Source organism: Friedmanniella luteola, from assembly GCF_900105065.1.
Lineage (GTDB): Bacteria > Actinomycetota > Actinomycetes > Propionibacteriales > Propionibacteriaceae > Microlunatus > Microlunatus luteolus.
Genome location: NZ_LT629749.1, coordinates 1,278,414 through 1,299,593, shown reverse-complemented (window position 1 = coordinate 1,299,593; position 21,180 = coordinate 1,278,414). Strand labels below are relative to the sequence as shown.

Below are 21,180 nucleotides of genomic sequence, written 5' to 3'. Positions count from 1 at the left end.
TGGTTCGGCGCCCCTGGTCGGAGGCGCTTGAGCGCGGACTCCACGACCCGAGGCGCAGCAGCACCCCGACCGGTGAAGTCAATGAAGAACTCTATCCTCGTCCGGCCCGATCGCCTAAGCGAGTTGTCCCGCCCCGGACTCGGCCCAGCGGCGCGTCAGCACCTCGGGGTCGACTCCGGTGACCCGCAGGGCGCGGCCGAGGGCCCGTCGCTTGACGGCCAGGGCCACGCAGTCGGGTCCGGGGTGCAGGTAGGCGCCACGACCGGGCTCCCGCTGGGCGGGGTCGACCACGACGGACTGCTGCCAGACCAGCCGGACGAGCTCGGACTTCTCCGCCTTGCGGCGGCAGCCGACGCAGGTGCGCACCGGCTTGCTCACGCGACCACCTTACCCGCTGCTCCACCGCGGACCGGCGGCCCACCGGGGCCGGCCGGCCAGGGCGGCTCAGCCCTCGGCCGGGACGACCTCGGTGTCGGAGCGGATGTCGATGCGCCAGCCGGTGAGCCGGGCGGCGAGCCGGGCGTTCTGCCCCTCCCGGCCGATGGCCAGCGACAGCTGGTAGTCGGGGACCACGACGCGGGCGGCCCGGGCGGCGAGGTCGACGACGGTGACCGAGCTGACCTTGGCCGGCGACAGGGCCTGCGCGACGAACTTCGCCGGGTCCGGGTACCAGTCGATGATGTCGATCTTCTCCTCGTTCAGCTCGTGCATCACCGCCCGCACCCGCTGGCCCATCGGCCCGATGCAGGCGCCCTTGGCGCTGACGTCGGGGTTGTGGCTGACGACGGCGATCTTGCTGCGGTGGCCGGCCTCGCGGGCCGTCGCCTTGATCTCCACCGTGCCGTCGGCGATCTCGGGGACCTCGAGCTTGAAGAGCTTCTCGACCAGCCCCGGGTGGGTGCGGGAGACGACGACCTGGGGGCCGCGGAGCTCCTTGCGCACGGCGACGACGTAGACCCGGATCCGCCGGCCGTGCGGGTAGGTCTCCCCCGGCACCTGCTCGGCCAGCGGCATGATCGCCTCGATCTTGCCCAGGTCCACCAGCACCGTGCGGGTGTCGCGGCCCTGCTGCACGATGCCGGAGACGATGTCGCCCTCGACGCCGGCGAAGTGCCCGTACTTCTGCTCGTCCTCGGCGTCGCGCAGGCGCTGCATGATGACGGAGCGGGCGGTCGACGCCGCGACCCGGCCGAAGCCCTCCGGGGTGGCGTCGTACTCCCCGACGCGGTGGCCCTCGTCGTCGCGCTCGGGCACCATGACCGCGACGTGCCCGCTCTTGCGGTTCAGCTCCACCCGGGCGCCGGGCACGGCGCCGTCGGTGCGGTCGTAGGCGGTGAGCAGGGCCTCTTCGATGGCGGCGGCGAGCACCTCGAAGGGCAGCTCCTTCTCCCGCTCCAGCAGGCGCAGCACCGAGATGTCGATGTCCATCAGTTCTCGTCCTCGATCTCGTCGTCGGTCTCGATGTCGTCGTCGAGGTCGTCCTCGTCGTCCGCGGCCGGGGTCCTCGGCCGGTTGAGCTCCACCTGCACCAGGGCCTTGGACACCTCGGCCAGGGCCAGCTCGCGGGAGCTGCCCTCCACCTCGAGGGTGACGACCTCCTCGCCGGCGGCGCTGACGCGCCCGGTGTAGCTCTCCCCCGTCGTCGTCGTCACCGCGACCAGCCGGCCGACGTTGCGCCGCCAGTGCCGCGGCAGCTCCAGCGGGCGGCTGACGCCCCGCGAGCTGACCTCGAGCGTGTACGGCGCGCTGCCCACCACGGGGGACTCGTCCAGGGCGACGGAGATCGCCCGGGTGGCGTCGGCGATGTCGTCGAGCAGGGGCCCCTTGCCCTCGGGTCCGTCGCCGTCGACGACGACGCGGAGCAGCCGGCGCTTGCCGGCCGGCAGCACCTCCACGGCGTCGAGGTCCAGCCCGTGCTGGGCCAGGACGGGGCCCAGCAGGGCGACGATCTGGGTCTCTCTCATGGCAGGTCACTCGATCCGGTTGTGGTGGTGCAGTTGTCGTGCCCGGGGGACGACCGCCCGGCCCCGCCGGGGCGGGGGTCGGTCACGCGGTGGGCGTCCAGCGGGTCGACGACCCCGGAGCGGACCTCGATCATACCGTCGGCTGGGATAGCGTCGGTCCGTGCCCGACCCGATCCCCGCCCCCGCGCCGGGGCGGGAGCGCTGGTCACGCCGCACCCTGCTGCTCGGCGGCCTGGCCGTCGGGGCGAGCGCCTGCAGCGTGAGCGACCCGGCCGTCCGCGGTCCCGCCGGGGCACCCGCGGCGACCGCACGGCCGAGTCCGACGCCGAGCCCGCTGGCCCCCGGTCTGGCCCGCGACGTCGCGGCCGAGACCGCCCTCGCCGCCGGGGCGCGCGCGCAGCGGGCCCGCACCGACGCCGACGACGCGCGGCGGCGTGACCTGCTGGGCCTCGTGGAGCAGGCGCACACCGCGCGGGCGGCGGCGATCACCGCCCCCGACCCGGCGGAGCCGACCCCGTCCTCCACCTCCACGCCCGCTCCCGGCCCGCGCAGCGGTCCGGGCCGGGCGCCCGGCACCGAGCGGCTGGTCGCCGACGAGCGGGCCCTGGCCGCGCGCTACCGCGCGGCCGCGATGGCCGCCGGCGGACCGGCTGCGCTGCTCTGGGGGTCGATGGCGGTGGCCAGCGGGGCGTTCGCGACGGCCCTCGCCGCCGCCGAGCCGCCGCGCTCGGCCGCGGTCGCCGACCGCGCGCCGCTGACCGTGCCCAGCGACTCCGCCGCGGTGTCGGCGCTCGTCGGGTCGCTGCACGCCGCCGTCTGGGGCTACCAGCTGGCCCTGGGCAAGCTGCCCGTGACCGGGGCGCGCCACGACCGCGCACGGGCCGGGCTGCGGGAGCGCCGGGCGCTGCAGGCCCGGCTGGTGGACCGGCTGCGCCGGGCCGGCGTCGAGGTGCCGGCCGCCGCCCCCGCCTACGACCCCGATCCGGAGGTGCGCGACGCCGACGACGCCCGGCTCCTCCTCCGCCGGATCGAGACGCGGCTGCTGCCCTTCTGCGGCCTGTGGCTGGCGGCGGCGGCCCGACCGGCCGACCGGGCCGCGGCCCTCGCGGCCCTCACCGCCACGGCGACGACGGCCACGGCGTGGGGCGCTCCGCTGCAGGCCTGGCCCGGCTGGTCGGCCTAGTCCGGCTCGCGCGCGAGGGTGCCCGCTGCCCGACGCTCGCCGGGATGGGTCCGGCTCGCGCCCGAGGGTGGCCGGGAGGCGTCCGGCTCGCGCTCACCTCAGGTCAGCTGGGTCACCGTGTCGTAGGTGAGCTTCAGCACCAGGGCGGCGACGACGGCGAGGAAGACCTTGCGGACGAAGCCATTGCCCTGCCGGAGGGCGGTGCGGGCGCCGAGGAAGCCGCCGACGAGGTTGGCCGCTCCCATGGCCAGGCCGAGGGCCCACAGCACCGAGCCGTGGGCCGCGAAGACGGCGATGGCCGACAGGTTGGTGACGAGGTTGGCGATCTTGGCCTTGGCGCTGGCCTCGAGGAAGCCGTAGCCGAGCACGCCGACCAGCAGGATGACGAAGAACGAGCCGGTGCCCGGTCCGAGGAAGCCGTCGTAGGCCCCGACGCCCAGCCCGATCAGGGCCGTCCGGCCGTAGTGGGCACGGCCGTCGTGCTTGCGCTCGGACACCAGCCCCAGCTGCGGCCGGCGCCAGGTGTAGAGGCCGACGACCACCAGGGCGACCAGCACGACCGGGGTGAAGTACTCCTTGGGCAGGAACTTCGCCAGCTGTGCGCCGCCCGCCGAGCCGAGGCCGGCGGCCACGACCAGCGGCAGGATCGTCCGCCAGTCCGGCCGGATCTTGCGGGCGTAGGTGATCGAGCTGGTCGCCGTCCCGAACACCGAGGAGACCTTGTTGGTGCCGAGCACGCTCGCGGGCGGGGCGTCGGCCGGCAGCCCGATCAGCAGCGCGGGCAGCTGGATCAGGCCGCCGCCGCCCACCACCGCGTCCACCCAGCCGGCGGCGAACGCCGCGAGCACCAGCAGGACCAGGGTCAGCGCCGGCAGGTCGAGGGCGTCCACGGGCGCTCAGCCGGCCGCGGGCGTCAGAGCTGGTCCGGGCGGTCGAACTCGGGTCGCCCGCGGACCACGGTGAGGACCTCCCCGAGCGCGTCGGCCACGGGCACGTCGGTGCGGACGCCGGTCCTGCGGTCCCGCACCTCGACGACCCCGTCGGCCAGGCCCCGGCCGACCACGACGATCGTCGGCATGCCCATGATCTCGGCGTCGGCGAACTTGACGCCGGGGCTCGCCTTGCGGTCGTCGAGCAGCACGGCGATGCCGGCCTCGTCCAGCCGGCCGGCCAGCTCGGTGGCGAACTCGAGGACCTCGGTGCCCTTCCCGGTCGCGAGCACCTGGACGTCGAACGGCGCCAGCTCGCGCGGCCAGACCAGGCCCCGCTCGTCGCAGGTGTTCTCCGCGACGGCGGCCACGGCCCGGGAGACCCCGATGCCGTAGGAGCCCATGGTCACCGTGACCAGCTTGCCGTTCTCGTCGAGGACCTTGAGGCCGAGCGCCTCGGCGTACTTGCGGCCCAGCTGGAAGATGTGGCCCATCTCGATGCCGCGGGCCAGCTGCAGCGGGCCGCTGCCGTCGGGTGACGGGTCGCCCGCCCTGACCTCGGCGGCCTCGATGGTGCCGTCCGGGGTGAAGTCCCGGCCGGCGACGAGGTCGAAGACGTGCCGGCCCGGCTCGTCCGCACCGGTCACCCAGGCCGTGCCGGTGCTGACCCGCGGGTCGACGAGGTAGCGGAGGCCGCTGGCGGACTCCGTGCCCAGGACGCCCGGCCCGATGTAGCCCTTGACCAGCGAGGGGTGGTCGGCGAAGTCGTCCTCGGTGAACGGCTCGACCTCGGCCGGCTCCACCTGGGCGCCCAGTCGCTTGAGGTCCACCTCGCGGTCGCCGGGCAGCCCGATGACCAGCGGCTCCCGGGTGCCGTCCGGGTGCCGGAGCACGACGACGACGTTCTTCAGCGTGTCCGCCGCGGTCCAGGGCCGGTCGGACCGCGGCACGCGCTCGTTCGCCACGGCGACGAGCGTCTCGATCGTCGGGGTGCCGGGGGTGTCCTCGACGTGGGCCGCGGGCAGGCCGTCGAGGGGCCGCGGGTCCGGCGCGGGCGTCCGCACCGCCTCGACGTTGGCCGCGTAGCCGCCCGGCGAGCGGACGAAGGTGTCCTCGCCCGTCTCGGAGATGGCGAGGAACTCCTCGCTGCGGGAGCCGCCCATGGCTCCCGACATCGCGGAGACGATGACGTAGGAGAAGCCGAGCCGGTTGAAGATCTTGACGTAGGCGTCGCGGTGCAGGTCGTAGGACTTCTGCAGGCCGGCGTCGTCGAGGTCGAAGGAGTAGGAGTCCTTCATGACGAACTCGCGCCCGCGGAGGATGCCGGCCCGCGGGCGGGCCTCGTCGCGGTACTTGGTCTGGATCTGGTAGAGCGAGAGCGGCAGGTCCTTGTAGGAGGAGTACAGGTCCTTGACCAGCAGCGCGAAGATCTCCTCGTGGGTGGGGCCCAGCAGGTAGTCCCCGCCCCGCCGGTCCTGGAGCCGGAACAGGTTGGGGCCGTACTCGGTCCAGCGGCCCGTCGCCTCGTAGGGCTCGCGCGGCAGCAGGGCCGGCAGGTGCACCTCCTGGGCGCCGATGGCCTCCATCTCCTGGCGGATCACCCGCTCGACGTTGCGGAGCACCTTGTAGCCCAGCGGCAGCCAGGAGTAGATGCCGGGGGCGACGCGGCGGATGTAGCCGGCCCGGACGAGCCAGCGGTGGCTGGGCACCTCGGCGTCGGCCGGGTCCTCGCGCAGGGTCCGGACGAACAGCTCCGACAGACGGGTGATCACTGAGCAGGCCTCTTCTTCGACGTCGACGGCCACCCGCGACGGGCGGGAGCCGCCGCTCACCCTACCGAGCGCGGCCCCCGGCCCACGACCCGGAATCGGCCGCGGCCCGGCTCAGTAGTGGATGGTCGCGAACTCCCCCACCTGCTCGAACCCCACGCGCGCGTAGGTCGCCCGGGCGGGCCGGTTGTAGTCGTTGACGTAGAGGGACACCGTGGGCACGACGGCGCGGGCCAGCTGCACCACCGCGGCCATGGCGGGGGCGGCGATCCCGCGGCCGCGCAGCGCGGGGTCCAGCCAGACCCCCTGCACCTGGGAGACGGTGCCGGACACGGAGCCCAGGTCGGCCTTGAAGATGGCCCGGCCGCCCTCGAAGATGCCGAAGGCCCGGCCCGAGGTGATCAGCTGGCGCACGTAGAAGCGGTAGCCGGCCGGGTTGCCCTGGATCGGGGAGACCCCGATCTCCTCGGTGTACATCTTGATCGCGGCGTCGGTGTAGGCGTCCCACTGGTCGAGGGTGACGCGGCGGACCCGCGGGTCGGGCGCGACGGCGGGCTCGGCCTCGATCGCCATCACGGGCTGGTGGGGGCGGACGTCCCGCGCCCGGCTCCAGGCGGTCCCCCAGCGCTCCCCCAGCCGCTGCCACAGGTCCATGGCCACCCCGGACGGGCCGATGATCGAGGCGCACATCCGCTGCGGTCCGGCGAACTCGGTCCAGGCGGCCAGCGCGTCCGGCCCCGCCCCGACGGGGACGAGGTTGGACCCGGCGTGGCACAGGGACCGCAGCACCCCGTCCTGCTCGTAGCCCCAGACGGGGCAGCCGAGGCTGGCGGGGTCCAGGCCGGCGGCCCGGACCCGGGAGGCGACGAAGACGTTCTCGACCGGCCGGCTGGAGAGCACCCGGATGGCGGCCGGCAGGTCGGCCCGACCGAGGACGCGGACCGAACCGCCGTCCCGCAGCCTGGTCCCGGTCCTGCCCGCGGCCTCGGTCACCGGCGGCCGATCAGACCCGGGCCGGCACGGGACCGCCGGCCACCGAGACCTCGGGGCCGCCCTCGCCCGCCGGCATGGACTCGGCCAGCCGCAGGGCCTCCTCGATCAGGGTCTCGACGATGTCGGCCTCGCGGACGGTCTTGACCACCTCACCGCGGACGAAGATCTGGCCCTTGCCGTTGCCGGAGGCGACGCCGAGGTCGGCCTCGCGGGCCTCGCCGGGGCCGTTGACGACGCAGCCCATCACAGCGACGCGGAGCGGGACGGTCATCCCCTCCAGCCCGGCGGTGACGGCGTCGGCCAGCTTGTAGACGTCGACCTGGGCGCGGCCGCAGGAGGGGCAGGAGACGATCTCCAGCTTCCGCGGGCGCAGGTTCAGCGACTGCAGGATCTGGATCCCGACCTTGACCTCCTCGACGGGCGGGGCCGAGAGGGAGACCCGGATCGTGTCGCCGATGCCCTTGGACAGCAGCGCGCCGAACGCGACGGCGGACTTGATCGTGCCCTGGAAGGCGGGCCCGGCCTCGGTGACGCCGAGGTGCAGCGGGTAGTCGCAGGCCTCGCTGAGCAGCTCGTACGCCCGGACCATGATCACGGGGTCGTTGTGCTTGACGCTGATCTTGAAGTCGCGGAAGCCGTGCTCCTCGAACAGGCTCGCCTCCCACAGCGCCGACTCGGCCAGCGCCTCGGGTGTCGCCTTGCCGTACTTGGCCAGCAGCCGCTTGTCGAGGGAGCCGGCGTTGACGCCGATCCGGATGGAGGTCCCGTGGTCGGCGGCCGCCCGGGCGATCTCCTTGACCTGGTCGTCGAAGGCGCGGATGTTGCCGGGGTTGACCCGGACGGCCGCGCAGCCGGCCTCGATGGCCGCGAAGACGTACTTCGGCTGGAAGTGGATGTCGGCGATCACCGGGATCTGCGACTTGGCGGCGATGGCCGGGAGCGCGTCGGCGTCGTCCTGGCTGGGCACCGCGACCCGCACGATGTCGCAGCCGGTGGCGGTCAGCTCGGCGATCTGCTGCAGGGTCGCGTTGATGTCGGAGGTCAGCGTGGTGGTCATCGACTGCACGCTGACGGGCGCATCACCGCCGACGTCGACCTTGCCGACCTTGATCTTGCGCGTCTTGCGGCGCGGGGCGAGGACGGGCGGGGGCAGGGCGGGCAGGCCGAGGTCAATGGTCATGGCGGGACCAGCGTAGTCCCCGCCCCGCGAGCCCGGGCGCCGACGACCGCGGGTCGCTCACCGCTCAGCCGGGCGGGTCGGCCGGCACGGCCGAGCGCCAGGGCGCCCGCCACGGCGGGGCCTCCCACCCCTCCGTGACGTAGACCCGCTCGCGCGCCACCTTGCCGTCGCGCCAGTCGAGGAGCTGCACCCCCTGGACCCAGGTCTGGCCGCCGTCGTAGCTGGCGGACAGCTCGACCACCGAGAAGTCGGCGCGGACGGTCGTGCGCCGGATGCGGTAGCGGAGGTCGTCGCGGCCCACCGGGTACTGCCGTCGCCACGCGGTGAACCCGTCGCGGCCCTCGAAGCGTTCGCCGCTCTGCGGGAACTCCAGCACCGCGTCCGGGTGGTACAGCTCCTCGGCGTGGTCGACGTCGGCGCCCGCGTGCTCGAAGTAGCGCCCCAGCTGCGCGCGGATCACCGTCTCGTCCACCTCCCCGCCCCGGCCGGACCCCACCCGCCCAGCCTGGCACGACCGGCCCGGGGCGACCAGACGCTCAGGCGCTCAGAACAGCCGGATCGGGTCGATGATGTCGGCGAGGACCAGCACGACGCCCGAGACGGCGATGACGCTGCCGACGAGGTAGGCGACGGGCAGCATCCTGGCCGTGTCCACGTGCCCCGGGTCCGGCCGGCGGAAGAGCCGGGCGAGGGTGCGCCGCAGGCCCTCGTAGATCGCCCCGACGATGTGCCCGCCGTCGAGCGGCAGCAGCGGCACGAAGTTGAACAGGGCGACGAAGAGGTTGACCGACCCCAGCACGGTGAACAGGCTGGCGACCTTGGTGGCGGCGCCGATCTGGTCGGTGCTGGCGATCTCGCCGGCCGCGCGGCTCGCGCCGAGGATGCTCATCGGCCCGTAGACGTCGCGGGGCTGGCCGGTCACCAGGTTGTAGGCCGTGTAGTACACCTTCACCGGGAAGGCCGCCAGCGCGACCACCGTCTGCTTGGTCATGCCCCACATGTCCTGGACCACCGCGACGGGCCCGCCGCGCTGCCGCTCGACGACGGGCTGGACCCCGAAGAAGCCGGCGGCGACCCGCTTGGCCGGGTCGTAGCGGTCCGGGACGCCGGTGATCACGGTGCTGACCGGCGTCAGCTCGACCCGCTGCCCGTCCCGCAGCACGGTGAACGCGGCGGTCCGGTCGAGGTTGGCGCGGATGGCCTGCGACACCTCGTCCCAGCTGCTCACCGGGCGGCCGTTGAAGGCGACGATGGTGTCGCCGGGTCGGATCCCCGACCGGGCGGCCGGGCTGGCCGGCTTCCCCGCGCAGCTCCGGTCGGTGGCGTCCGCGGCGACGATGCACTCGGGCACGCCGGCGATGGTCAGCGTGGAGCGGTTGACGCCGTAGCTCGCCGTGACGGCCAGCAGGATCAGGAAGGCCAGCAGCACGTTCATCAGCGGGCCGCCGGCCATGATGACCAGCTTCTGCCAGGACTTCTTCTGGTAGAACAGCCGGCCCTCGTCCTCGGGCAGGATGTCGACGTACTCGGCGGCCCGCGCGTTGTCGGCCATGCTCTGGAACAGCCCGGTGCGGCCGGCGCGGACCTGGCCCGGCCGGTCCTTGGAGGGCGGGAACATCCCGACGAAGCGGACGTAGCCGCCCAGCGGGACCGCCTTGATCCCGTACTCGGTCTCCCCGCGGCGGCGCGACCAGAGGGTCTTGCCGAAGCCGACGAAGTACTGGGTGGTCTTGACCCCGAACAGCTTGCCGGGGAGGAGGTGGCCGATCTCGTGCAGACCGATCGAGGCCATCACCAGGGCGAAGAAGAGGACGGCACCGCCGAGGTAGATGACCAGGTCCATCGGGGGGTGCCTCTTACTTCTCGGGGTCCGTCGCGGTCAGGTCCCGGGCGCGCCGCCGGGCCCAGTGGTCGGCCGCCAGCACCAGCTCCAGGCTCAGCGCGGACGACGCCACCAGCGTCGAGCCTACGTCGGGGGTGGGCGCACCGTCGGGCTCCCGTGGCACGGCCTCGACGTGCTCGTCGAGCACGGCCTCGACGACCTCGAGGATGCGCAGGAAGCCGATCCGTCCGGCGTGGAAGGCGTCGACGCACTCCTCGTTCGCGGCGTTGAACACCGCGGGGGCGGTCCCGCCGAGCCGCCCGGCGCGCCGCGCGAGCTCGACGGCCGGGAACGCGTCGTCGTCCAGCGGCTCGAAGGTCCAGCTGGCCGCCTTCGTCCAGTCGCAGGAGGCGGCCGCTCCGGGGGTGCGGTCGGGCCAGCTGAGCCCGAGCGCGATCGGCAGCTTCATGTCCGGCGGCGAGCACTGGGCCAGCGTCGAGCCGTCGACGAACTGGACCATCGAGTGCACGACCGACTGCGGGTGCACCACGACGTCGATCCGGTCGAGGTCGACGCCGTAGAGCAGGTGGGCCTCGAGGAGCTCGAGCCCCTTGTTGACCAGGGTGGCCGAGTTCGTGGTGATGACCCGGCCCATGGTCCAGGTGGGGTGGGCGAGCGCCTGCTCCGGGGTGACGTCGGCCATCTCGGCCCGGGTGCGGCCGCGGAAGGGTCCTCCGCTGGCCGTCAGGACCAGCCGGTCGACCTCGGCGGCGGTGCCGCCGCGCAGGCACTGGGCGATGGCCGAGTGCTCGGAGTCGACGGCGACGATCTGCCCCGGGGCCGCGGCCCCCGTGACCAGGGCGCCGCCGATCACCAGGGACTCCTTGTTGGCCAGCGCCAGGGTGCGCCCGGTCGCCAGCGTGGCCAGGGTCGGCGCCAGACCGGCGGAGCCGGTGATGCCGTTGAGGACGACGTCGCAGGGGTGCGCCGCCAGCTGGGTGGCCGCGTCAGGCCCGGCGAGGATCTTGGGCAGCCGGGCGCCGCCGGTGGCCCAGCCGCGACGGCTGGCCTCGGCGTAGAAGGCCAGCTGCAGGTCCTGGACGGCCGTGGCCTGGTGCACCGCGACGACGTCGGCGCCGGTCTCCAGCGCCTGCCGGGCGAGCAGCTGGACCTGGCCCCCGCCGGCGGCGAGCCCGACGATGCGGAACTCCTCCGGCCGGGCGGCGATGACCTCCAGCGCCTGGGTGCCGATGCTGCCGGTACTGCCCAGGATCACCACGTCGCGCACGGGCTCAGTGTGCCCTACGGCTCACGGCCGGCCCCGTCCCTGCGCGACGCGCACCCGGGAGCCGAGGCGGGCGGGGGCCGCGGCTAGGGTCACCGCCATGCCCGCCGACGACGCCCTGCCCCGCAGCACCCCGAGCGCCCAGGGGGTCTCGAGCGCCGGTCTCGCCGGCTTCCTCGACGCGGTCGAGGTGGCCCCCGACCTCGAGCTGCACAGCGTCATGGTGCTCCGGCACGGCCACGTGGTCGCGGAGGGCTGGTGGGCGCCCTACGGCCCCGACGAGGCGCACCTCCTCTACTCGCTGAGCAAGAGCTTCACCGCGACGGCGGCCGGCCTCGCCGCGGCCGAGGGACTGCTCTCCTTCGACGAGCCCGTCGTCTCCTACTTCCCCGAGCTCGCCGGCGCCGCGACCGACGAGCGCAGCCGGACGATGCTGGTGCGCCACGTCGCCGCGATGGCGTCCGGGCACGTGGCGGACACCCTGGACCGGATCGTCACCCTGGACCGGACCGAACCGGTCCGTGCGTTCCTGGGCCTGCCGCCGGAGCAGCAGCCCGGCTCGGTGTTCTGCTACAACAACGGCGCGACCTACACCCTCGGGGCGATCGTGCAGCGGGTGACGGGTCAGACCCTGCTCGGGTACCTGCGCCCGCGGCTGCTGGACCCGCTGGGCATCGGGCCGGGCTACTGGCACCAGCACCCGGCCGGCCGCGAGCTGGGCTTCAGCGGGCTGCACCTGCGCACGGAGGACCTGGCGCGGTTCGGCCAGCTCTACCTCGACGACGGCGTCTGGCACGGCGAGCGGCTGCTGCCGGAGGGTTGGGTGGCCGACGCGAGCGCCGTGCACACCGCGAACCCCGCCGAGCCGAACCCCGACTGGCAGCAGGGCTACGGCTACCAGCTGTGGCGCTCGCGGCACGGCTACCGCGGCGACGGCGCCTACGGGCAGTTCTGCCTCGTGCTGCCCGAGCAGGACATGGTGGTGGTCACCACCGCCCAGACCGAGAACATGCAGGGCCTGATCGACGCCGTCTGGGACCACGTGCTGCCCGGGGTTGACGCCCCGACCCCGGACCAGGACGCGGCGCTCGCCGAGCGGTTGGCCGCCGCGACGCTGCCGACCGACGGTGGCGGGCTGCTGGGCAGCGCGCTGCCGGAGGCGACGGCGGCGATGGACGTCACCGCCGTCGAGGACGACCCCGAGGGCGGGTGGCGCGTCACGGTGGTCGAGGACGGTGCCGAGCTGGTCATCGGCTGCGGCGACGGCTCCTGGACCCGGACCGAGGTGGCCCTCCGCGACCGGCAGGTCGTGCTGTCCGCGACCGGGACGTCGACCGGCGGACGGCTGGTGGTGCAGCTCGTCTTCGTGCAGACCCCGCACCGGCTGGTGCTGGAGGTCGACCGGGCCACCCTGCAGGCCTCCGGGCGCTGGCTGACCGTGCCCTTGCACCGTCCCGGGTTCAACGGGCTGGCGACGGGGACCTGGGTCTGAGCGCAGCCCGATCGTGACCCGGAGATCCGCCCCTCTGGCCCCGTGCGCCACTAGCGTGGGTGGCCGACCGGGCCGGAGGCGCCCGGCGTGACCACAGAGACGGGAACGACGGACGTGAGCCAGCCAGGGCACGAGACGCACGACGGTTCGACGGGCGACCAGGGCGCCGGGGCGCCGCAGCCGCACCAGCCGACCGACCAGCAGCCGCACGGGTCGTCCCCGCTCGACCCGCAGGCGGGGCCGGGCTCCTACGGCCAGCCGTCGGGCGCGGCCCCCTACGGCCAGCCCGGCTCCGCCTCGTCCGCCCCCGACCCGCAGCCCTGGGGTCAGTCCCCGCAGGGCTACGGGCAGCAGCCCGCCTCCCCGCCGCAGGGCTACGGGCAGGTCCCGGGCTACGGCGAGCAGGGCTACCCGCAGCAGAGCTACGCCGACCCGACCGGCTACCCGCAGGGCTACGGGCAGCAGGGCTACGGGCAGCAGGGGTACCCGCAACCGGGGTACGGCGATCCCGCCGGCTACGGGCAGCAGGGCTACGGGCAGCAGGGGTACGGGCAGGACCCGTACGCGCAGACCTCCGGGCAGGGCGGCTACGGCCAGGCCTGGCCCGCCACCCCGGGCGGCACCCCCACCCTCGACCAGCCCTGGTACGGCATCGGCCCCGTCGACGCGGTCAAGCGGGCCTTCCAGAAGTACGCCCGTTTCGACGGCCGGGCCAGCCGCAGCGAGTACTGGTGGTTCGTGCTGGCCACGACCATCCTGTCGCTGATCCTCTACATCCCCTTCGTGGCCGTCGCGGCCTCCGCGGAGAGCGGCTCCGACGACGTGCCCGCGGGCGCCGTGGTCCTCGGCATCATCGCCGTCCTCGTCCTGCTGGCGGTCGTCGTCCCGAGCATCGCCGTGACCGTGCGCCGGCTGCACGACGCCGGCTTCAGCGGCTGGCTGTACCTCGTCAACCTCGTCCCCTACGTCGGCAGCCTGGTGATCCTGATCCTGACGATCCTGCCGTCGAAGCCCGAGGGTGCGCGCTACGACCGGCGACCGGCCGGCCCCGCCTACTACCAGGGCTGATCCCCGGCGCCAGCTCATGGCCGGCGCACAGGTGAGGCCCATCCTGCTCACCGGCGCCCGCGGTTGGCTCGAGCTCTCGAGCCGATCAGCAGGAGGAACGTCATGGCACGCAGGTACGGATGGGCACGACGGGTCGCGGGAGCGACGGCGCTGACGGCGGCCGTGGGGCTGCCGGGCCTCCCGGTCGCCGCGGCGTCGGCCGGCGCGGCCGCGTCGGTCGGCGCCGGGGCAGGCGTGGTGGCCCTCGCCGACTGGGGCCGGTCCGGCGGGTACGGCGGCTGGGGGCAGCACGCCGACCCGGGCGCGACCGGCACCGTCGGTGCGGGGACCACCACCGTCGACTCCGACCCGGCCACCGCCGCCGAGTCGGCCGGCGTCGTGCTGGTGGACACCGTGCTCGGCTACGAGGACGCCGCTGGCGCGGGCACCGGCATCGTGCTGACGTCCACCGGGGAGATCCTCACCAACTACCACGTCGTCGAGGGCGCCACCGCGATCCGGGTGACCGTCGCCAGCACCGGGGACACCTACACCGCCGAGGTCGTGGGGCACAGCGCCGGCGCCGACGTCGCGCTGCTGCAGCTGGACGGTGCGAGCGGGCTGACCACGGCCGCGGTCGACGACGACACCCTGGCCGCGGGTGACGCTGTCACCGCCGTCGGGAACGCCGGCGGCACCGGCACGCTGACCGCGGCCGACGGCACGGTGACTGCCCTCGAGGCCTCCATCACCACCGCGGCCGAGGGCTCGGTGGCCGGCGAGCGGCTGACCGGGCTGATCGAGACCGACGCCGACGTGGTGGCCGGGGACTCGGGCGGCCCCCTGGTCGACGCCGAGGGCGAGGTCGTCGGCATCGACACCGCCGCGTCCAGCGGGACGGCCATCGACGGTTACGCCATCCCGATCGAGGACGCCCTCGCCGTCGTCGACCAGATCACCAGCGGCGAGTCCGGTGCCGGTGTCCAGGTCGGCGCCTCCGCCTTCCTCGGAGTCCAGGTCACCGACACCGCGACGGCCGACCCGGGCGCCGCGTGGGGCACCGCGACCGTCGCGGGCGACGGAGCGCTCGTGGCCGGCGTGGTGGACGGCTCTCCCGCCGCGACCGCCGGGCTGGCCGCCGCGGACACGATCACCGCGGTCGGTGGGGACGCCGTCGACTCGGCGGCCGGGCTGAGCACGGCTCTCGAGGGCCGCGCCGTCGGCGACCGGGTCGAGGTGACCTGGACCGACGCGTCCGGGTCGACCCGGACGGCGACCGTCACGCTCGCGGCGAGCCCGACCGCCTGAGACCGGGCCCGCACCGGCTCACCAGCGGGCGTGCACCTGGGCGCGGATCCGCCGGTCGTAGAGGTCGGCGACCGCGGCCAGGAACTCCTCCGGCAGCTTCGCGAACGAGCCCGCCTCGGCGTTGCTGCGGGCCTGGGCAGGTGTCCGGGCGCCGGGGATGACCGTGCTGACGCCCGGCTGCTGCGCCACCCAGGCCAGCGCGGCCTGGGCCGGCGTGACGGGGAAGGGCAGGGCGGCGACCAGGGTCGAGAACTCGACCGCGGCGGCCACCCCGGTCTCGTAGTCGACGCCGGAGAACGTCTCGCCGACGTCGAAGGCGGAGCCGTCCCGGTTGTAGCTGCGGTGGTCGCTCTCCGCGAACTGCGTGTCGGGGGTGTACTTCCCGCTGAGCAGCCCGCTGGCCAGCGGGACCCGCGCGATGACGCCGACGCCGGCCTCCTGGGCGGCGGGCAGCACGTACTCCAGCGGCTTCAGCCGGAAGGCGTTGAGGATGATCTGCACGGTCGCGGTCCCCCGGCGGGAGATGGCGGTCAGCGCCTCGTCGCAGGTTTCGACGCTGACGCCGTAGTGGGCGATCACGCCGTCGGCGACCAGGGTGTCCAGCGCGTCGTAGACCGCGTCGTGGGAGTACACCGAGGTGGGCGGGCAGTGCAGCTGGACGAGGTCCAGCTGGTCCACGCCGAGGTTGCGCCGGGAGCGGTCGGTCCAGGCCCGGAAGTTGTCCAGGGTGTAGTTCTCCGGCACCTGGTCGACGCGGCGGCCCATCTTCGTCATGACGGTGAGGTCGAGGTCGGGGTGGTCGCCGATGAACCGGCCGATCAGCTGCTCGCTGCGGCCGTCGCCGTAGACGTCGGCGGTGTCGAGGACCGTGACACCCGCCTCCACCGACGCCTCGAGCAGGGCCAGCGCGTCGGACTCGCTCACCTCGCCCCAGTCACCGCCCAGCTGCCAGGTGCCGAGGCCGATGACCGAGACCGGCCGCTCTGTTCTGCCCAAGATGTTCGTCTCCACCCGGCGAGCCTAGATCCCGCGCCCGCTGCGGCCCACCGCGGCTGGCAGGATCGGCGGGACCATGACCCGCCGCCTCGTCGAGATCGACTCCCTCGCCGACTTCGACGCCCACAGCCAGGGGTCGGCGCGGATGAGCGGCTGGGTGGTGCAGTCGGTGGACCTCACCGACCGGTCGGCCGAGCTGCTGGCCCACGACCCGCGCGGGGCGGTGCTCCTCGGCTGCCGGCTGGAACCGGGGGTGGAGGACGAGCTGCGCCGCCGCGGCGCCCTGCTGTTCCCCCGGCTGCCCGACCTGCCCTTCGACCCCTACCGCCCCAGCCTGTACGACGCGGACGCCCTGTACGGGTCCGGTGCGTACGCGGGCAGCCCGGACGCCGCCGTCTACGCCTGGTCGAAGTCCACCGGGCCCGCCGCGCTGGCGCACACCCTCGCGGCCACCCTGCACGACCACGCCATCACCGACGCCCTCGACGACGCCACCGCCGGCACCGACCCCGCCCGGGTCGTCGGGGTGATGGGCGGCCACGCGCTGCAGCGCGGCGAGCCGGGCTACGCCGCCGCGGCCACCCTCGGCGGGCGGCTGGCCCGCGCCGGCCTGACCGTGCTCACCGGCGGCGGGCCGGGCGCGATGGAGGCGGCCAACCTCGGTGCCTACCTCAGCCCCTGGCCCGACGCCCTCGACCCCGCCCTGGACCTGCTCGGCACCGCGCCGACCTACCGCGCCGCGCTGGACGGCTGGCTGGACGCCGCCCGCGCGGTGCGGGCCTGCTGGCCCGTCGACGGCGCGGGGGCCAGCCTGTCGATCCCCACCTGGTTCTACGGCCACGAGCCGACCAACGTCTTCGCCACCGGCATCGCCAAGTACTTCGCCAACGCCCTGCGCGAGGACACCCTGCTGCACCGCTGCCGAGGCGGCATCGTCTACCTGCCCGGGCAGGCCGGCACCGTGCAGGAGATCTTCCAGGCCGTCACCGAGAACTTCTACGCCGCCGACGCCTCGTTGGTGGCCCCGATGGTCCTGGTGGGCGTGGAGCACTGGACCCGCAGCTACCCCGCCTGGCCCCTGCTGCAGGCCCTCGGAGCGGGCCGGGCGATGGGCCGGGTCGTGCACTGCGTCGACAGCGTCGAGGAGGCCGCGGACCTGGTGGGCTGACGGTCGACGCGGGGCTCGGGGCCGGTGCCGCGAAGCGCCACGGCCCCGGGCCCACCGGATGTCACGGGGCAGCAGGAGGACGACCCGGACGCAGGAATCCGACCACCCGACGAGGGTCCGGGGAACTTTTCGTACTCGCGGTGGGTCCGCGCTCCCAGCGCTACCTTTCAACTCTCGACGACAGCTCCGACAGGAGCGAGAAGCCCGACGGGGAGGGCCCGAGCTCGTCGAGCTGCCGAATCGCCGGGGGGGCGAGGAACGCGGCCGGGGGGTGTGATCACGGTCCGAGAGGGCGAGACGCCTCGCCCGCCGCCCCATCTCCGACCAGCTGACTTGCGAGAGCTGCGCAACACGGCCGGCACGACGCCGGCGCAGGAGGGTCCGCGCCCCAGGTCCCCTCCCAGCCGTCCACACCCACGCCCGGTCAGGGCGATCCGGACTCAGGCGCGTTCTGACCGACTGTCATTCTCGGGGGAGAATCAGATGCTCTGCACCGCCGTCGTCAACGCCGACGCTTCCGGCACCAACCTGGTGGCCCATCTCACCGCGCGCCCCGCACCTGAGGTGCGTGCCGCCGGCTCACCGGCTCATCGTCACCCAGATCCCGCCGGGGAGGTGGGTGACTGCACGGGCCTTCCCGCCACCGGCGCGGCGGGCGACGCCACCGCCAGCCCCGCCCGGCCACTCTCCGTGCTCACGACCCTGGACAGCGGGCAGCTGTGAGGATCGCGATCTTCGGCATGGGCTATGTCGGCATGGTCACGGCGGCCGGGCTCGCCTCGCAGGGACACGAGGTGTGCGGCGTCGACGTCGACCCGCTCAAGGTCGAGCACATCCGCTCCGGCCGCAGCCCCGTCGTGGAGCCCGGGATCGAGGACCTCGTCGCCAGGGCGGTGGCGGACGGCCGGCTGACCGCGACGACGGACCCGGTGGTCGCACTCGAGCGCGCCGACGTCTCCCTGCTGTGCGTGGGCACCCCGTCCCTGCCCTACGGCGGTACCGACCTGTCCTACCTCGACAACGCGGTGCGTGACATCCGGGCCGCGATGGACGTCGCGACGCCACCCGCCTCCGGCTTCCACGCGGTGGTCGTGCGGAGCACGGTGCCCCCGGGGACCGGGGACGCCGTCGTCGCCCCCCACTTCCGGGACGACCGGTCAGCGCAGGGCTGGGCGGTGGGCACGGCGATGTGCCCCGAGTTCCTCCGGGAGGGCTGCGGGCTGGCCGACTTCTACCACCCACCCTTCGTCGTCGTCGGCAGCGCCGACTGGCGGGCCACCGCGACCCTGACGGCGATGTTCGCCTTCCTGGGCAAGGAGGTCCGGTCGGTGGACGTCCGCAGCGCCGAGGCCCTGAAGTACGCCTGCAACGCCTTCCACGCCACCAAGATCACGTTCGCCAACGAGATGGCGAGGATCTTCCGCACCTTCGGCGTGGACTCGCGCGAGGTGATGAAGGTGTTCGCGGAGGACACGGTGCTGAACATCTCGTCCGCCTACCTCAAGCCCGGCTTCGCATTCGGCGGCTCCTGCCTCCCGAAGGACCTGCGGGCGCTCGTGGACATGGCACGGCTCAACGCTCTCGACGTCCCGCTACTCACGGGCACCCTGCACTCGAACGAGCTGGTCATCCGGGACGCCGTGGACCGGCTGATCGGCAGCCCCCACCGCCGGGTCGCCATCCTGGGACTCAGCTTCAAGATGGACACCGACGACCTGCGGGAGAGCCCGCACGTCGAGCTCGCGGAGCGGCTGCTCGGCAAAGGCTTCGAGGTGCGGATCTACGACCCGATCATCAACCCCGAGCGCCTCATCGGCTCGAACCTGCGGTACGTGGAGCAGCGGCTGCCGCACCTCAGCCGGTTGCTGCACGCGACGCCCCGGGAGGTCCTCCTCGGCTGCGACGCCGCCGTCGTGTCCACCTCGGACCCGGCCCGCTCTCGAGGAGCTGAAGCTCCGCTCGCCGGACTGGGTCCTCGACCTGCACGGCGCTCTCGGCGAGGAGATCGAGCGGCTGCCCGGCTACGAGGGGATCGGGTGGAAGGTGTGAGCAGTCCCTCCGGGGGATCGCCACCGCGGGTGCTGGTCATCGTCCAGAACCTGCCGGTCCCGTTCGACCGGCGGGTCTGGCTGGAGTGCCAGGCGCTGACCGCTGCGGGCTACGACGTCACCGTCGTCTGCCCGAAGGGGAAGGGCGACCCGTCCCACGAGGTGCTCGAGGGCGTCACCCTCCTCAAGTACCCCCCGTACGCCCCCGGGGGCAGCGCGCTCGGCTTCGTCCTCGAGTACGCCTACTCCTTCCTCGCCACGGCGAGGCTGGTGCTGCGCGCCCGCCGTGCGGGCAGGCTCGCGGTCCTGCAGGCGTGCAACCCGCCGGACATCTTCTGGCCGATCGCCCGGTGGCTCCGGCTCCGGGACGGCACCCGCTTCGTCTTCGACCACCACGACCTCTGCCCCGAGCTCTACGAGTCCCGCTTCCCGCAGGGCAGCCGGCTGGCCCGACGCGGCCTGCTGCTGCTGGAGCGGGCCACCTTCAGGACGGCGGACCACGTCGTGTCGACGAACACGTCCTACGCCGAGGTCGCCCGCCGGCGCGGCGGCAGGTCGGCGACCGAGGTCACCGTGGTGCGGACGGGTCCCGACGAGGAGCGTCTGCGGACGGTCGCCCCGAACCCGGCGCTGCGCCGCGGTCGGGCCCACCTCGTGGCCTACATCGGCGTCATGGGACCGCAGGACGGGGTCGACCTCGCGGTGCGGGCCGCGGCGCACGTCGTGCACCAGGCCGGCCGCCGCGACGTCACGTTCATCTTCATGGGCCGGGGTGACTGCTACGAGGAGCTCCTCGCCCTGCGGGACGAGCTCGGGCTGGCCGACCACCTGGAGCTCCCCGGCCGGGTCTCCGACGAGGTGATGCGTGACGTCCTCTCCACCGCCGAGGTCGGGCTCTCCCCCGACCCGAAGAACCCGCTGAACGACCTGTCGACGATGAACAAGACGCTGGAGTACATGGCCTTCGGACTGCCCGTGGTCGCCTACGACCTCAAGGAGACCCGGGTGTCCGCCGGCGAGGCGGCGACGTACGTGCCGAGCGGCGACGTGACCGCCTACGCGGACGCCATCCTGGCGCTGCTGGACGACCCGGACCGGCGGCAGGCGATGGGCCGGGCCGGTCGGCGGCGGGTCGACGACGGCCTCAGCTGGCGCCACCAGCGCGACGCCTACGTCGCGGTCTTCGACGCCCTGCACCACGGGGCCGAGGTGGGTGCCCTCACCCCGCGGTCGCACCAGGGCGCGTGACCCTCCCGTGGTGGCGGTTCGACAGCCACGCGGGCGTCCGGCCGGCTCACGGGGACGTCGACCGCCCCCTCAGCTGATCAGACCCTGCTCCCGCGCCTCGGCGACCGCTCGGTCCAGCGCCTCCCGCGTGGGGAAGGGACCCGCGAAGGGCAGCAGCCGCGACACCCAGGTCCCGTCCGGGAGCTGCTGCGCCGCTGCTCCGGACGGCATCGGCGCCGGCGGCTGCGAGGCGTCCTGGTAGGGGGGTCCGGCCGGCGCAGGACTGCCCGACGCGATGACCGCCGCCGTGATCGCGGCGGCGGCCCCGGCCACGCCGGCGACGACGGCCGTGACCACCCTGCGCCGTCGCCCCGAGGACCCGCTCAGCCGTCGCCCGCTCACCTCGTCCTCTCCTGCCTGTCGCCCGACCGCTGCGTGGTGTCCCCCGCTCCGAGCTCGCTCAGCAGCTCACTCCACCAGGCGCTGTGCCCGGGCCGCGCGCAGATCGGCCACGACGCGCGCTCGGCTGGGGCGGTGTCCGGCGAAGGGCAGCAGGTGGGTCTGCCACCGGCCCGGCAGGTGCTCCATGATCATGTCGCCCGGTCCTCGCAGACGCGGGTCCCCGGGACCCGGCTGGTACGTGGCGCCCCGACCGGGGGCGGCAGCGGGCCGGGCCGGCGGACCGGCGAAGGCGACGGCACCCACGACCGCAGCCCCGCCGACCCCGAGGGCGACCCCGATCAACGCTCGCCTGCTGATGCTCATGTCA

Annotated in this window: 20 protein-coding genes; 7 read left to right on the top strand and 13 right to left on the bottom strand. The window is 74.3% G+C overall.

Features of this window, described 5'->3' with window-relative positions; genetic code table 11:
- Positions 1–114 precede the first annotated feature (114 nt).
- From BLT72_RS06160 to rimP, 3 genes are all read right to left on the bottom strand, one after another.
- The gene (locus BLT72_RS06160) at positions 115–378 is read right to left on the bottom strand and encodes a YlxR family protein (RefSeq protein WP_091411133.1); all 264 of its coding nucleotides are present in this window, start codon (positions 376–378) and stop codon (positions 115–117) included.
- A gap of 66 nt (positions 379–444) precedes the next feature.
- Positions 445–1,428, bottom strand: coding sequence for a transcription termination factor NusA (nusA, locus tag BLT72_RS06155; RefSeq protein WP_091411131.1), 984 nt, complete (start codon positions 1,426–1,428; stop codon positions 445–447).
- A complete protein-coding gene (gene rimP / locus BLT72_RS06150; protein ID WP_091411129.1) occupies positions 1,428–1,964 on the bottom strand; it encodes a ribosome maturation factor RimP in 537 nt (178 codons plus the stop codon). Before rimP ends, nusA begins: the two co-directional genes overlap by 1 nt.
- A 160-nt stretch (positions 1,965–2,124) precedes the next feature.
- Between rimP and BLT72_RS06145 the strand changes: the two genes are divergently transcribed.
- Positions 2,125–3,147 carry a DUF4439 domain-containing protein gene (locus BLT72_RS06145; RefSeq protein ID WP_091411126.1) on the top strand — a complete coding sequence of 341 codons (1,023 nt, stop codon included), beginning with the start codon at positions 2,125–2,127 and terminating at the stop codon, positions 3,145–3,147.
- 98 nt (positions 3,148–3,245) lie between these two features.
- Here the strand turns inward: BLT72_RS06145 and BLT72_RS06140 are convergent, their stop codons facing one another.
- From BLT72_RS06140 to dxr, 7 genes are all read right to left on the bottom strand, one after another.
- Complete coding sequence (locus BLT72_RS06140; RefSeq protein WP_231930374.1) at positions 3,246–4,037, bottom strand: sulfite exporter TauE/SafE family protein; 792 nt, start codon at positions 4,035–4,037, stop codon at positions 3,246–3,248.
- 23 nt (positions 4,038–4,060) lie between these two features.
- On the bottom strand, positions 4,061–5,836 hold the full coding sequence (locus tag BLT72_RS06135; RefSeq protein ID WP_197677332.1) for a proline--tRNA ligase: 1,776 nt from the start codon (positions 5,834–5,836) through the stop codon (positions 4,061–4,063).
- A gap of 123 nt (positions 5,837–5,959) precedes the next feature.
- A complete protein-coding gene (locus BLT72_RS06130; RefSeq protein ID WP_231930373.1) occupies positions 5,960–6,838 on the bottom strand; it encodes a GNAT family N-acetyltransferase in 879 nt (292 codons plus the stop codon).
- A 10-nt stretch (positions 6,839–6,848) separates the two neighbouring features.
- Complete coding sequence (gene ispG / locus BLT72_RS06125; RefSeq protein WP_091411121.1) at positions 6,849–8,018, bottom strand: flavodoxin-dependent (E)-4-hydroxy-3-methylbut-2-enyl-diphosphate synthase; 1,170 nt, start codon at positions 8,016–8,018, stop codon at positions 6,849–6,851.
- Positions 8,019–8,082: 64 nt separating this feature from the next.
- The gene (locus BLT72_RS06120; protein WP_157720318.1) at positions 8,083–8,514 is read right to left on the bottom strand and encodes a nuclear transport factor 2 family protein; all 432 of its coding nucleotides are present in this window, start codon (positions 8,512–8,514) and stop codon (positions 8,083–8,085) included.
- Positions 8,515–8,562: 48 nt separating this feature from the next.
- Positions 8,563–9,861 carry a M50 family metallopeptidase gene (locus tag BLT72_RS06115; protein WP_091411116.1) on the bottom strand — a complete coding sequence of 433 codons (1,299 nt, stop codon included), beginning with the start codon at positions 9,859–9,861 and terminating at the stop codon, positions 8,563–8,565.
- Between the two features lie 13 nt (positions 9,862–9,874).
- A complete protein-coding gene (dxr, locus tag BLT72_RS06110) occupies positions 9,875–11,128 on the bottom strand; it encodes a 1-deoxy-D-xylulose-5-phosphate reductoisomerase (protein ID WP_091411114.1) in 1,254 nt (417 codons plus the stop codon).
- Between the two features lie 97 nt (positions 11,129–11,225).
- Between dxr and BLT72_RS06105 the strand changes: the two genes are divergently transcribed.
- The 3 genes from BLT72_RS06105 (at position 11,226) to BLT72_RS06095 (ending at position 14,972) form a co-directional block, all read left to right on the top strand.
- Complete coding sequence (locus tag BLT72_RS06105) at positions 11,226–12,617, top strand: serine hydrolase domain-containing protein (protein ID WP_091411113.1); 1,392 nt, start codon at positions 11,226–11,228, stop codon at positions 12,615–12,617.
- A gap of 87 nt (positions 12,618–12,704) precedes the next feature.
- Complete coding sequence (locus BLT72_RS23280) at positions 12,705–13,685, top strand: DUF805 domain-containing protein (RefSeq protein WP_157720317.1); 981 nt, start codon at positions 12,705–12,707, stop codon at positions 13,683–13,685.
- A 102-nt stretch (positions 13,686–13,787) separates the two neighbouring features.
- A complete protein-coding gene (locus tag BLT72_RS06095; RefSeq protein WP_091411109.1) occupies positions 13,788–14,972 on the top strand; it encodes a S1C family serine protease in 1,185 nt (394 codons plus the stop codon).
- A gap of 18 nt (positions 14,973–14,990) precedes the next feature.
- On the opposite strand, the gene BLT72_RS06090 is transcribed toward BLT72_RS06095, so the two are convergent.
- A complete protein-coding gene (locus BLT72_RS06090) occupies positions 14,991–15,968 on the bottom strand; it encodes an aldo/keto reductase (RefSeq protein ID WP_231930372.1) in 978 nt (325 codons plus the stop codon).
- Between the two features lie 76 nt (positions 15,969–16,044).
- On the opposite strand from BLT72_RS06090, the gene BLT72_RS06085 reads away from it, so the two are divergent.
- The 3 genes from BLT72_RS06085 to BLT72_RS06075 all read left to right on the top strand — a co-directional run bounded on the left by BLT72_RS06085 (position 16,045) and on the right by BLT72_RS06075 (position 20,432).
- Positions 16,045–17,136 carry an LOG family protein gene (locus BLT72_RS06085; protein ID WP_091411107.1) on the top strand — a complete coding sequence of 364 codons (1,092 nt, stop codon included), beginning with the start codon at positions 16,045–16,047 and terminating at the stop codon, positions 17,134–17,136.
- Positions 17,137–17,619: 483 nt separating this feature from the next.
- Complete coding sequence (locus tag BLT72_RS06080; protein WP_091411105.1) at positions 17,620–17,859, top strand: hypothetical protein; 240 nt, start codon at positions 17,620–17,622, stop codon at positions 17,857–17,859.
- Positions 17,856–20,432: a nucleotide sugar dehydrogenase gene (locus tag BLT72_RS06075; protein WP_091411104.1), complete on the top strand. Its 2,577-nt coding sequence runs from the start codon at positions 17,856–17,858 to the stop codon at positions 20,430–20,432. Before BLT72_RS06080 ends, BLT72_RS06075 begins: the two co-directional genes overlap by 4 nt.
- A gap of 69 nt (positions 20,433–20,501) precedes the next feature.
- Here BLT72_RS06075 and BLT72_RS06070 read toward each other — a convergent pair whose 3' ends face one another.
- The gene (locus BLT72_RS06070; protein ID WP_157720316.1) at positions 20,502–20,813 is read right to left on the bottom strand and encodes a hypothetical protein; all 312 of its coding nucleotides are present in this window, start codon (positions 20,811–20,813) and stop codon (positions 20,502–20,504) included.
- Between the two features lie 66 nt (positions 20,814–20,879).
- On the bottom strand, positions 20,880–21,176 hold the full coding sequence (locus tag BLT72_RS06065) for a hypothetical protein (protein WP_157720315.1): 297 nt from the start codon (positions 21,174–21,176) through the stop codon (positions 20,880–20,882).
- Between the last annotated feature and the right edge of the window lie 4 nt (positions 21,177–21,180).

Bases quoted from the DNA above. Each gene is read 5' to 3' on its own strand.
- BLT72_RS06115 (WP_091411116.1), bottom strand. From the start codon at position 9,861: ATGGACCTGGTCATCTACCTCGGCGGTGCCGTCCTCTTCTTCGCCCTG.
- BLT72_RS06065 (WP_157720315.1), bottom strand. From the start codon at position 21,176: ATGAGCATCAGCAGGCGAGCGTTGATCGGGGTCGCCCTCGGGGTCGGC.
- ispG (WP_091411121.1), bottom strand. From the start codon at position 8,018: ATGACCATTGACCTCGGCCTGCCCGCCCTGCCCCCGCCCGTCCTCGCC.
- BLT72_RS06105 (WP_091411113.1), top strand. From the start codon at position 11,226: ATGCCCGCCGACGACGCCCTGCCCCGCAGCACCCCGAGCGCCCAGGGG.
- BLT72_RS06085 (WP_091411107.1), top strand. From the start codon at position 16,045: ATGACCCGCCGCCTCGTCGAGATCGACTCCCTCGCCGACTTCGACGCC.
- nusA (WP_091411131.1), bottom strand. From the start codon at position 1,428: ATGGACATCGACATCTCGGTGCTGCGCCTGCTGGAGCGGGAGAAGGAG.
- rimP (WP_091411129.1), bottom strand. From the start codon at position 1,964: ATGAGAGAGACCCAGATCGTCGCCCTGCTGGGCCCCGTCCTGGCCCAG.
- BLT72_RS06080 (WP_091411105.1), top strand. From the start codon at position 17,620: ATGCTCTGCACCGCCGTCGTCAACGCCGACGCTTCCGGCACCAACCTG.
- BLT72_RS06095 (WP_091411109.1), top strand. From the start codon at position 13,788: ATGGCACGCAGGTACGGATGGGCACGACGGGTCGCGGGAGCGACGGCG.